12 protein-coding genes are annotated in these 11,677 nt (G+C 69.7%); 9 read left to right on the top strand and 3 right to left on the bottom strand.

Features of this window, described 5'->3' with window-relative positions; genetic code table 11:
• Positions 1 to 46 precede the first annotated feature (46 nt).
• From GXY85_12230 to GXY85_12205, 6 genes are all read left to right on the top strand, one after another.
• A complete protein-coding gene (locus GXY85_12230; protein NLW51589.1) occupies positions 47 to 2,020 on the top strand; it encodes a hypothetical protein in 1,974 nt (657 codons plus the stop codon).
• Between the two features lie 160 nt (positions 2,021 to 2,180).
• Positions 2,181 to 2,585, top strand: coding sequence for a hypothetical protein (locus tag GXY85_12225; GenBank protein NLW51588.1), 405 nt, complete (start codon positions 2,181 to 2,183; stop codon positions 2,583 to 2,585).
• Positions 2,586 to 2,674: 89 nt separating this feature from the next.
• Entirely contained in the window at positions 2,675 to 3,256 is a 582-nt protein-coding gene (locus GXY85_12220; protein ID NLW51587.1) for a hypoxanthine phosphoribosyltransferase, read from the top strand.
• The gene (locus GXY85_12215) at positions 3,249 to 4,202 is read left to right on the top strand and encodes an ROK family protein (protein NLW51586.1); all 954 of its coding nucleotides are present in this window, start codon (positions 3,249 to 3,251) and stop codon (positions 4,200 to 4,202) included. Before GXY85_12220 ends, GXY85_12215 begins: the two co-directional genes overlap by 8 nt.
• Before the next feature lie 41 nt (positions 4,203 to 4,243).
• Positions 4,244 to 5,137: a hypothetical protein gene (locus GXY85_12210; GenBank protein NLW51585.1), complete on the top strand. Its 894-nt coding sequence runs from the start codon at positions 4,244 to 4,246 to the stop codon at positions 5,135 to 5,137.
• 2 nt (positions 5,138 to 5,139) lie between these two features.
• Positions 5,140 to 5,439, top strand: a complete 300-nt coding sequence (locus GXY85_12205) for a hypothetical protein (protein ID NLW51584.1) — start codon at positions 5,140 to 5,142, stop codon at positions 5,437 to 5,439.
• Positions 5,440 to 5,443: 4 nt separating this feature from the next.
• Here GXY85_12205 and GXY85_12200 read toward each other — a convergent pair whose 3' ends face one another.
• Together GXY85_12200 and GXY85_12195 are read right to left on the bottom strand one after the other, a co-directional pair.
• Positions 5,444 to 6,643, bottom strand: a complete 1,200-nt coding sequence (locus tag GXY85_12200; GenBank protein NLW51583.1) for a hypothetical protein — start codon at positions 6,641 to 6,643, stop codon at positions 5,444 to 5,446.
• Positions 6,636 to 7,241, bottom strand: a complete 606-nt coding sequence (locus GXY85_12195) for a sigma-70 family RNA polymerase sigma factor (protein ID NLW51582.1) — start codon at positions 7,239 to 7,241, stop codon at positions 6,636 to 6,638. Before GXY85_12195 ends, GXY85_12200 begins: the two co-directional genes overlap by 8 nt.
• A gap of 281 nt (positions 7,242 to 7,522) precedes the next feature.
• Between GXY85_12195 and GXY85_12190 the strand changes: the two genes are divergently transcribed.
• Genes GXY85_12190 through GXY85_12180 form a run of 3 tightly spaced genes read left to right on the top strand, consistent with a single transcriptional unit; the run spans position 7,523 to position 10,933 of the window.
• Positions 7,523 to 8,350 (top strand): sulfate adenylyltransferase subunit 2, encoded by an 828-nt coding sequence (locus tag GXY85_12190; protein ID NLW51581.1) that lies wholly within the window; start codon positions 7,523 to 7,525, stop codon positions 8,348 to 8,350.
• An 8-nt stretch (positions 8,351 to 8,358) separates the two neighbouring features.
• On the top strand, positions 8,359 to 9,606 hold the full coding sequence (locus GXY85_12185; GenBank protein ID NLW51580.1) for an elongation factor Tu: 1,248 nt from the start codon (positions 8,359 to 8,361) through the stop codon (positions 9,604 to 9,606).
• A 22-nt stretch (positions 9,607 to 9,628) separates the two neighbouring features.
• On the top strand, positions 9,629 to 10,933 hold the full coding sequence (locus GXY85_12180) for a hypothetical protein (protein NLW51579.1): 1,305 nt from the start codon (positions 9,629 to 9,631) through the stop codon (positions 10,931 to 10,933).
• Positions 10,934 to 10,951: 18 nt separating this feature from the next.
• Here GXY85_12180 and GXY85_12175 read toward each other — a convergent pair whose 3' ends face one another.
• The gene (locus GXY85_12175) at positions 10,952 to 11,434 is read right to left on the bottom strand and encodes a ParB N-terminal domain-containing protein (protein ID NLW51578.1); all 483 of its coding nucleotides are present in this window, start codon (positions 11,432 to 11,434) and stop codon (positions 10,952 to 10,954) included.
• Positions 11,435 to 11,677 lie beyond the last annotated feature (243 nt).

Raw genomic sequence — 11,677 nt, 5'->3', positions numbered from 1 at the left:
AAGGCCAGAGAGGGTGTGCGGCAGCCTGTAGACCCCGGAGGGTGCGATGAACCGTTTCGTGCACGTGATGATGGCGATGGCGTTGCTGTCCGTAGCGGCGGTTCGCGATGCCCGCTCAGCGGAGATTGCCGAAGCGGTGCCGGCCGACGTGATGGTCTACGCGGAGATGGGAGAGGAGCCCGCGCAGGCCCTGCTGTCCATGGCCTCGCTCCCGCCGGTGGCCGCCCTCGTGCAGCCGCAACTGACCGATCCCTTCGGCCACATGGATCACGTGCTGTCCCTGCCGCCGGGAACGGTCTCCCGGGCGGCGCCGCACGTGACGGGGCTGGGGCTGGCCGTCACCAAGGGCGGCGTGCTGGTCTTGGTGGGCTTCGCGGACGCCGCCTGGCCCGACCGCCTCCTCGGGGGGCTGACCCGAGACGCGAACGGCTTGGCCCATCTGCCCGACCTGGAGATCCCGTGCAGAGCCCGTGCGGATCTCCTTCTGTTCGGCTCGCAGGAGGCCCTGAGGCACGTCCCGCACTACCCGGAGGACTCGCTGGCCCGCGACGCCTCGTACATGGACGCCCGCCGGAAGGCCCCGGACGCCTCGCTGCTGGCCTACGCCGCCGTCCCGGCGCTGCTCGACGCCCTGCGCGAAGACATGCCGGACCGGGCTCGGGACGGCTTCGACGCCTTCACGTGGCTCTCGGGTCTGGACAGGGCGCGCTACCTGCTGGCCCGGCCGTCCGCGACGGAGGCCCTGCGGCTGACGCTGAGCTTCTCGGACGAAGGCGCGACGCTGCTGCAGCTTCTCCCGACCTCGCCCATGCAGGCGGCGGCCGAGGCGCCTGCGGACGCCGCGCTGAGCCTGGCCCTCCACTGGGGAGACGCGGAGGCGTTCGCAACAATCCTCCGCAATCTGGTCACCCAGGTCGACGCCCTGGCGGGGCATGGCACGGGGCAGGACCCGTTCGCAGAGGTCGAGGAAAACCTCGGACGGTCGCTGAACGACTTCGCGGCCACGCTGGGGTCCGGCTTGGTCGTGTCGCTGGGCGCCGGTGCCGACCACCCCATGATCGGGCGCGCGGACTGGACCGCCGTCCTGCCGCTCCGCGACGCCGCCGGCTTCCGGGCGGCGCTCGATCAGTTCGCCCTGAACGCCACGGGCACCGCGCTCTCCACCGTCCTGCGCGACGGGTACACGCTGATGAGCCTGCCGGGACTGCCCGCCTCCCTCTGCATCGAGGACGGCGTGCTGGTGGTGTCCGGCAGCGAGGAGAACGTCGTCCGCCACCTGACCTGGCGCGGTTCGGAAACGCGCAACTCGCTGGCCGGGGAGGTTGCCGGCCGCCCGCTGGCCCTGCTGCTGCGGGCGGACCTGGGCCGCCTGATGTTGAGCTACCCCGAGGCCGTCTCGGGCACGAGGATCGGCGTGATTCTCGCCCGCGACGGTGCGGACCTCCACCTGAGCGTGCAGGCCGACGTCGATGCACGGCAGCTCTACCGGGAGATGCCGCGCCTGTACTCCGGCGTGCTTCTCGGGAGGCTCGGTTCGGCGGTAAGTAGCAGCCGCGCGCAGGCCCGGAAGACCGTAGACAGAAACAACCTGCGCCAGATCGCCGTGGCCCTGGCGGTGCACCGGCAGGACCACGACGACCGGTATCCCGACTCGCTGGCGGCGCTCGTGGACGGCGGCTACCTCAACGAGCCCGCGCTCGTCAGTCCGGAGGACGCCGCCCCCCGGCCGATCGGCGACGGGCGCTACAGGACGAGCTACGAGTTCGTCGGCGCGCTGCCGCCCAACGTGCCGTTCGACGTGATCCTGGCCTACACCCGCGCGGGCGTGCTGGAGGACGGGAGGAACGTCCTCAGTGTCGACGGCGCCGTCCTCTGGGCGGCGGAATGGCAGCTCCACAGGCCGGGTGAGAGCCGCTGGTCCCTGCACGAGAGCTACAATGCGGTGGTGGCCGCCTACGGCGACGCGCTCACGCCGGAGATCGACGCCCGGCTGCGCAGGTTCTACGATATCGCCGACTGAGCGGTCGACCGCCGCAGGAGGTGGCCGGGACCGCCGGGTGGGGTCGATTCGTTGACAGGCTCCGGCCCGCGGTCTATAATGAAGGTCAGTCGATTCCCAGCCCCCTTCAGAGCTCTACAGGTGTGCGATGAACCAGGAGGCAGGAGAGCTCGCCCGGTCGTTGGCCAGGATCCAGGCCCGTCTGCGCCAGGAGTTGGCCGAAGAACTCCAGAACCACGGCCAGGAGCTGGAGTCCGCGTTCGATCCCTATTCGTACTCCCCGCTCGTCCACGAGTTGCGCGACAAGTATCTGACTCGCTTGTACCTCATACAGGGGCTTATTCAACAGCTCGCCCAGCTCAGTCAGGGCCGTCACCGGCACAAGACCCGCGTGCTGAGCGTCGGCGCCGGCGACCAGGAGAGCCTCGTCTCGTCGGTCAACCGCAAGCTGGCCAGCCTGAACGGGTCCAAGATACTCGACATCAAGTTCATCCCCGGCAGCCCCACAGAGGAATGGTCGGCCCTGATCACGTACGAGGCGAATCCCTTCGTCGAGGAGCCGGACGAGACGGCCGCCTGGATGTGACGCCCGCCCGCCCCTCTCCGGCCGATGCCCGTGTGCTTGCGTCCTCACGAGCCCCTGTGGAACCCTCGGAGGACACGTTGGAGACCTCCGTGTCAGAGGGAGACGCCATGGCCGAGGACGGCCGCCCGGCAAGGCAGGAGAGGCTGCGCGTCCTGGTCAGCGAGGCCGCTCTCGCCCGGCACGTCGACGTGCTGGCGTCGGCCATCACCAGGGACGTGCCCGCCACCGAGACCCTCGTCGTGGTCGGGGTCCTGAAGGGCTCGCTCGTCTTCCTCGCCGACGTGATCCGCCGCCTGCCGATGCCCATTGAGGTGGAACTGGTCGAGACCAAGAGGGCCGCGGGCGCCGACCGCCACGAACCGGTGCGCGTGCTCGACGACCTGGAGGCCCTGCCGGTCGCCGGTCGCAACGTGCTCCTGCTCGACTGCGTGCTCAACAGCGGCCGGACGCTGGAGGTGCTGCGCAGCGGCCTCTGGGCCCTCGGCCCGGCCTCCCTGAGGACCTGCGTGCTCCTGCGCAAGGCCCGCCGCGACGCCGTGGGGCCGCCGCCCGACTACGTGGGGCAGGAGATCCCCGACACCTTCGTCGTCGGCTACGGCCTGGACCACGCCAACCGATGGCGGCACCTGCCCTACGTCGCCGAACTCCTGGAGGACCCCGTCCGTGAGTGAGCCCCTCGCCGCCGGCGTCGACCTGGGCGGCACCAAGATCGGCGTCGGAATCGTCACCGCCGGCGGCCGCTTGCTGGCCCACCTGCGCGTGCCCACCGGGCCCGAGCGCGAGGCGGAGGCCATCCTGGCGGACATGGCCGACGCCGTCCGGCAGGCCCTCGCCCTGGCCGGCCTCCGGCCCGACGATCTGGAGGGCGTCGGCCTGGGCTCGCCCGCCCCGCTCGACATGGATGCGGGGGTCATCCTGGAGACCAACAACCTCCTGACTCTCCACGGGTTCCCCATCGTCGCCCGGCTCAGCGAGGCGATCGGCCGGCCCGTGGTGCTCAACAACGACGCGAACTGCTTCGGCCTGGCCGAGGCGCTCTACGGCGCGGGCGCCGGGGCGCGCGTCTGCTGCGGCTTTACGCTGGGCACCGGGCTGGGCGGGTTCCTCGTGCTCGACGGCCGGCTCTTCGATGGCCCCCGCGGCGCCGCCGCCGAGGTCTGGGCCTCCCCCTACCAGGGCGACCAGATCGAGGAGAAGGTGTCGGGCCGTGGACTGGCCCGCAACTACAGGAAGCTGACCGAGCGCGTCGCCACGGCGCAGCAGGTGGCCGCGCTGGCCCGCGAAGGCGACCCGGACGCACGTGAGGCATGGCGAGAGTTCGGCGCCGACCTCGCCGTGCCCATCGCGTGGATGTGCAACGCCCTGGATCCCGACCTGGTCGTGCTGGGCGGCTCAATGGCCGCAGCCTGGGACCTGTTCTGCGAGACCATGCTCCATCAGGCCGCCAAGTACACGAACGCCGTCAACCGCCGGGCCGTCCGCATCGTGCCCGGCACGCTGGGCGATCAGGCCGGTGTCATCGGTGCGGCGGCCCTTGTCTTCGGCAAGGCCGACGCGGGCCGGCCCCCCGGCACGCACGGGCCCCGCGGACCTCAGCCGCCCGTTGTGGAAGTATAAGAAAGCTCCTTCAACGGACTTCCAGATCACGGGACGGGCACATGGACCGCGACCCCCAACGGCTGCTGGTCACCTCGGACCTCCACTTCGGCCTCTACCCGGCCGGCGACAACTGCACGCACCAGCTCGCCGAGTACGTCTGCACCTCGGACGCCGACGCCTTCGCCATCGCCGGCGACGTGGCCGATGTCGGCCGTGACAACTTCGCCGCATGTCTTGAGCTGTTCGCCGATTTCCCCGGCACAAAGCTCCTGGTGCCCGGAAACCACGACCTGTGGGTGACGGGCGCGAACAGCGAGACGAAGTACCGCGAGGTGCTCCCCGCCCTTGCCGCCGAGCGCGGCTTCCACATGCTCGACACGGGCCCCGTCCGCATGGGAGGCGTGGGCATCATCGGAAGCATCGGATGGTACGACTACACGTTCCGCAGCCCCGACCTGAGCATCCCGCTCGAGCAGTACCGACGCAAACGCCTCCCCGGCGTCTGCACCTGGAACGACGGCCGCTTCATCACCTGGAAGCTGACCGACGAGGAGTTCACAGACCAGTGCGTCCGCTCGATGGACGCCGCCTACCGCTCCGTCGAGCCGGAGGTGGACACCGTCCTCGCCGTGCTGCACGCCCTGCCCTTCCGCAGCCTCATGCACGGCCCGTCCAGCACCGCCTATGAGTTCTGCCGCGCCTTCCTCGGCTCCGAACGCCTCGGCGAACTCCTCAAGGGCTTCCCCAAGCTCCGCTACGTCTTCTGTGGCCACCGGCACGCGCCCGAGCAGGTCCGCGTCAACGGCGTCCGCGCGCTCGTCGTCGGAAGCGAGTACCTCCGCAAACGACTGCTCAGCATCGACCTGACCACGGGCATCCACTCGACGGAACTCTTCGAACCTCTCACGCCGGCCCGCAGGAAGACGGACTTCCTGCCCGGCGAGGACGACTGAACGTGGCCCCCGCACCGCTCACTCCCGACGAGTTCGAACTCCACCTGGCCGACCTCCGCACCCGCCTGGCCGCGCACCTGGAACGCGGCGAGGGCAAGGCCGGCCGGCTCCTGGCCGAGGCGGAGGAGGTCCTCGCCCTGCGCGAAGACTACCCCGAGGCGTGGGAACGCAACGCAGACGTGGAAGGCCTGGTGGCCGACATGCTGGCGCGCCGGCGCCAACAGCAGGTGATCGGCAGCCCCGAGCCGCATGAGGCGCCCGGCTGCCTGCTGGGCTGGCTCGTGCGGCGCCGGGAGCCGTAGCCGCCTACTCCTCTGCCGGCCGCACCACGCGCACCATCAGGTTCAGTGCGCCTGCAGGTTCGGCCCGGGCACGTGCCTCTTTGACCGCCTCGGCGGCCACGGTCATCTGCTCCTCCTCCTTCACCGCGTCCAGCACCCCGCGGCCGGCGGCCCGGGCGTCCGCGTCAAGACCGCCGCCGCGCCCGCCTGGCGCCCGGCCCCGCGCAACGGGCTCGGGCCGGCGGCCCTCGTCGCCGAAGAAGGACGACCCGTGCTCCTCGCCGGTCATCAGCGTCTGATGCTGTGGGAGCGCCAGCCTCTGGAGCTGTCGCAGGAGCGCCCGGTAGCGCTCGGGCGGCACACTCATGTAGAGATCCATGGCCCCCCCCCCTTCGTCCTCCTCCAGGGCCAGCCAGGCCTGCAGTCCGTTGTCGTTGGCCACCGCGACCACCCGGCTGGCCAGCACCGCCTGGTCCTCCGCCATCAGGGTCAGAACCTGCTGCACGGGCGCGCCGGCGGGGACCGCCTCCGGCCCCGGCAACTGGTTGAAGAACTGGCGCATGGCCGGCGGCGCCGTCGGGGCACTCGCGGCCCGGGGTCTGACGCGAACGTCCGTGTCGGCGACGTCTCCGCCCAGCGACGGCCTCCCCCCGACGCCGTCGCGCTCCGGCCCAACGCCGTCGGCGTGCTCCTGCGCCGCCATCGTCACCGCTCCCGCATGGTCCGCCACCCGGACCGCGCTCGTCGCGCTGGGCACGGCACGGCGCAGCGTGCCTCCGGCCACAGCATCATCCATCTGCAGGGCTTCCGCCGCCAGCAGGTCCGTCAACTCGCTCTTGGCCTCGTACGGTCGCATCAGCGCCAGGTGCGGCGCCACGGGCACCTCGACCTCTCCGGCGCGGTTGACGGCGAACGTCAGCCCGACCACCGCCGCGATCATCGCCGCGACCGGCCCGACGCGCTGCCGGAACACGCGTACGAGCCGCCGGCGGGGGTCGCCCGCCGCGTCCTCGACCCGATCCAGCACGCGCCGCGTGAGACCGGCGGGGGTCGGCGGCACCGGCAGATCCGCCACATCCGACAGCAACCGCCGCCACACGTCCAGCTCCCGGCGACAGGCCGCGCAGCCGGCCAGGTGCTCTTCCAGCGCACGGCGCCCCTGCACGTCCAGCACGTCGTCGATGTACTCGGAGAACCTCTCCCGGTGTACTCGGCAATCAGCCATCGTCCGGCCCGTCCTTCTGTTCGGCGCCATACAGGGGCTCGAGCGCCTTTCGGAGCGCCGTCCGCGCCCGATGCAGGCGGCTCTTGACCGTCCCGACGGGGATCCGCAGCACCTCCGCCAGTTCCTCGTACGCCAGCCCTTTGATATCGCGCAGCACCACGATCTCGCGCGACTCCTCGTCGAGCGCCCCGATGGCCGCCCGCACGGCCTCCACACGCTCGCGCCGATCGGCCGCCGCGTCCGGCCCGTCCGTCGGCCCCGGCGGGTCCGGGAGCGGCGCGCCTTCGCCTCCGCCGTCCAGGCTCACCGTACCTCTGAGCGTCCGGCGCCGCCAGAAGCTGCGGACGGCGTTGAGCATGATGCCGTAGAGCCAGGTGCGGAACCGGGCGCGGCCCTCGAAGTCGTTCAGATGCCGAAAGGCCCTCAGAAACACCTCCTGGGAGATGTCCTCGGCGTCGACGGCATTCCCAAGCAAATGAAACACGGCATTGAAGATGTAGTCCTTGTTCAGCTCGACCAGTCGGCCGAACGCCTGAACGTCTCCACGGCGCGCTCTGCCGATCAGGCGCGCCTCGCTGGAGGGGACCTCTGTGCCCATGGTCTCCGCACTCGGTTAGACCTGCGGGAAGCCGATTTGTTCCCGCCGATACCGCCCGTCGCGCGCCAGTATATCGCAACCCCGCCCCCCGTGCGACAGCCCGGTGCGCGCCGCACGGGCCCGTGCCAGTTGCACGCGCCGGTGCCAGTTGCACGCGCCGGTGCCAGTTGCACCGGCCGGTGCCGGCGCATTATCATAAGTGCAGCACTCCGCTCTGGCCCGCCGAGTCGGCACGGCCGTTCGGCCGTGCGCCGCCCGCCGCGAACAAGGACACACGCACAATGGATCATCTGGACGAACTGGAGAACCGCAGCGTCTACATCATCCGCGAGTCCTACCACCAGTTCGGCAGGATGGCCGCGCTCTGGTCGGTCGGCAAGGACTCGACGGCCCTGGTGTGGCTCTGCCGCAAGGCCTTCCTGGGCAGGATCCCCTTCCCGGTCATCCACGTCGACACGGGGCGCAAGTTCAAGCTCATGTATGCGTTCCGCGATCAGTGCGTCCGGGACTGGGGACTGGAGCTGATCGTCGCCCGCAACGAGAAGGCCATTGCGGAAGGCGTCGGGCCCGACTACGCACCCGACCACGTCCCCGCCGCCGAGCGGAAGCTCTACTGCTGCACGGCCCTGAAGACGCAGGCCCTGAAGGACTGCATCCACGAGCACGGCTTCGAGGGCCTGCTGCTGGGCATCCGACGCGACGAGCACGGCATCCGCGCCAAGGAGCGCTATTTCTCCCCGCGCGACCGGCGCTTCCAGTGGGACTACGAGAACCAGCCGCCCGAACTCTGGGACCAGTACACGAGCCAGGCCGACGAGGAGACGCACATCCGCGTCCACCCCCTCCTGCACTGGCGCGAGATCGACATCTGGCGCTACGTCCAGCGCGAGGGGCTGCCGGTCAACCCCCTCTACTTCGCGCGCGACGGCAAGCGCTACCGCAGCCTGGGCTGCGAGACCTGCTGCAGCCCCGTGGAATCCGAGGCAACCAGCGTGGCCGAGATCATCCACGAACTGGAGACCACCACCGTCGCCGAACGCTCCGGCCGCGCGCAGGACAAAGAAGACGCCTATACGATGCAGAAACTCCGCTCCCTGGGCTACATGTGAGGACCCCGATGGCCGAAGAAAGTCTGTCGTTCGTGATGGTCGGGCACATTGACCACGGGAAGTCAACGCTCATCGGCCGCCTGCTCTACGACACCGGATCGCTCCCCGAGGGCAAGATCCAGGAGATCGAGGCCGCCGCACGCGCCGAGGGCAAGCGGCTCGAGTACGGCTTCATCATGGACCACCTGCACGAGGAGCGCGAGCGCGGCATCACGATCGACACCGCCCAGACGTTCTTCTCGACCGCCGCGCGCGACTACGTCATCATCGACGCGCCGGGCCACAAGGAGTTCATCAAGAACATGATCACGGGCGCCTCGCAGGCCGAGGCCGCCGTGCTCCTCTGCAGCGTCGCCGAAGGCGTGCAGGAACAGACAAAGCGCCATGCCTATGTCATCCGCCTGCTCGGCCTCGAACAGGTCACCGTCGCCTACAACAAGATGGACCTGGTCGACTACGACCGCGAGCGGTTCGAGAGCGTGCGCCGCGACATGAACGACTGGCTCGAACGCCTCGGCGTCCGGGCCACCATGGAGGTGCCGCTCAGCGCGCACGTGGGAGACAACGTTGCCACGCGCTCCGAGCGCATGCCGTGGTACGAAGGCCCCACGCTGGTGGAGGCGCTCGACCGGTTCCGCAAGATCCCGCCGGCCACGCGCAAGCCGCTGCGCTTCCCTGTCCAGGACGTCTACGAGCACGAGGGCGAGCGGGTGGCCGTCGGCCGCGTCGAGAGCGGCCGCCTGCACAAGGACCGGAAGATCCGGTTCCTGCCCGGCGGCGACGTGCGGACGGTCCGGGAGGTCCTCCAGTTCATGCGTCCGGACATGGCGGAGGCCGTGGCGGGAGAGTGCGTCGCGCTTCGCCTGGACGGCAAGGCCCCCGAACGCGGCCAGGTCGGCTGTCCGGAAGACGACCAGGCCGGGATGACGCGACGGCTGCGCGCCAGCGTGTTCTGGCTGGCCCCCGAGCCGCTCCAGATGGACGACGGCGCGCAGGACCTCGCCCTCCGGTGCGCCACGCAGGAGACGCCCTGCCGCCTGGTCGAACTGGCCGAACGCGTCGACAGCGGCAACCTGGCCCACCTGCCGACCGACGAGCGCCGCCTCTGCGAGACCGAGGTGGGCGAGATGGTCATCGAAACCGATTCCCCCGTCGTGGTCGAGTCCTTCTACAACGTGCCGGAACTCGGGCGGTTCGTCCTCGTCAAGGGCCGCAACGTCGTCGCCGGCGGCATCGTCACTCACACGGACGGCTGACGAACGCCGTCTCTCGAAAGGCATGACCATGATCTTCGGCTTCGGCAAGACCCGGAAGCTCGTCGGCATCGGCCTGGACGGCTTCCCCTACTCGCTGGCCGAGAAGCTCACCTACGACGGCATCATGCCCAACCTGCACAGACTGGCCGAGCGCGGCACGCTCAAACGCATCAAGAGCGTCTTCCCCACCGTCAGCAACGTGGCATGGTCCGCCTTTCAGACCGGCGAGAACCCCGGCGCGTTCGACATCTACGGGTTCGTCGAGCTGCGGCCGAACCTCGACATGTACATCCCGTCCTACGACGACCTGAAGTGCAAGACCCTCTGGCAACGCCTGGAGGACGCCGGCAAGCGGTTCGCCGCATTGAGCGTCCCGCAGACGTACCCCGCCCCAAAGCTCAAGGGCTTCCTGGTCAGCGGATTCCTGGCACCCACGCTCGACGAGCGCGCCTGCTCGAACCCCGGCGTCCTGAGCCAGTTGCAGGGAATGAAGTACGAGATCGACGTCGACCCCACCGTCGCCGCCCAGTCGCCCGAACGCTTCAAGGAAGACCTCAAGCGGGTCGCCGAAGCGCGCCGGAACACCGCCCTGAACCTCCTGCAGCAGGACGAAGGCTGGGACCTGTTCTTCCTGCACGTGATGGACACCGACCGCCTCCACCACTTCCTCTGGCATGCCCAGGACGAACCCGGCGGGCCGGACGCCGCCTTCTTCTACGACTTCTACAAGAAGCTCGACGACTTCCTCGGCAAGGTCGTCAAGCTCGTCGGCGACGAGAACCTGCTCATCTGCAGCGACCACGGCTTCTGCAACCTGCGCTGGGAAGTCCAGATCAACCGCTGGCTCAAGCGCGAGGGCTACCTGGACTACGAGAACGCCCCAGAGAAGGGCTACCAGGCCGTGCGCCCGGGCTCGCGCGCCCTCTCCCTCGTGCCCGGCCGCATCCACATCCTGCGCCAGGGACGCTGGGACATCGGCGTCGTCACCGACAACGAATACCGCCCCCTCCGCACGGAGATCATGGACAAGCTCCGCGCCATCAAGCACCCGGAAACGGGCGAGGTGGTCTGCAGGCAGGTCATGAAGAGCGAGGAGGTCTTCCAGGGCCGCCACGTCGACCGCGCGCCCGACATCGTCATCGACCCCTGCAACGGCTTCGACCTGAAAGCGAAACTCGGCACCGGCCACCTGTTCGAAAAGGGCCCCCGCAGCGGCATGCACACCTATGACGACGCCATGCTGCTGACCGGCCGCGGCCTCTCCGCCATCGCCCAGGCCGACAGCATCACCGAGGTCGGCCGCCGCATCGCCAAACACATCCTCTGAGCCGCCGGCGCTCCGGCCTCAGCCGCGCTTCCGCAGCAGCTCGCGCCGCCTCCGCGTCCATGCCGCAGTGCCCTCGCCCAGCCTGTCGATGATCGGCACGTCGCCGATGCGACGGGAATCGCCGGCACCGCTCCGACACGCCGCGCTCGCCAGATCCAGCTCCACCGCCTCCTCCGGGCAGTCCAGCAGGATGGCCTCGACGGTCGTGCACCCGGCATCCCACCTCACCCTGGCCCGCGTGTGGCCGTCGACCACGTAATAGGGGCCCGCCCGGCCCTTGTACACCACGATCGGCTCCTCGATCCGAAAGCCCTCGTCGCGGACGAGCCGGTACTTCAATAGCTCGATCTCGGGTTGCGTGGCGATCAGTCTGTCCAACGGCACAGGGCACTGGCGCCACGACACCCGCACCCCGTAGCGCGTCTCCACGTATGCGGACCAGTCCCTGGCAACCCCGCCGGCCTCATGCAGGTCCCGTGCGCCCTGACCATCGGAAGCCACCATCTCCTCCCCCCCACCACCCACGCAAGTGCCTGGGATCGAGCACACCCCCGACTGTACCACGCCCGACGCCCGACGGCCACCGGCCGCATGCAACGCAGCCGCGCGCCCGCAGGGTGTCACCGGTCACTTCAAAACCGGCCACGGGTGGTCACTTCAAAACCAGCCCGTTTATGTATGGTAGTTGACTGACATTGGAGCGTTTTCCCTCCCGGATTTCAAGCCTTCTGCTCGGTTGCCCGG

The sequence above is a fragment of the Candidatus Brocadiaceae bacterium genome (assembly GCA_012728835.1).
GTDB lineage: Bacteria > Planctomycetota > Brocadiia > SM23-32 > SM23-32 > JAAYEJ01.
The sequence above is the reverse complement of the archived record's forward strand: the minus strand, read 5'-3'. Positions and strand labels throughout refer to the sequence as shown.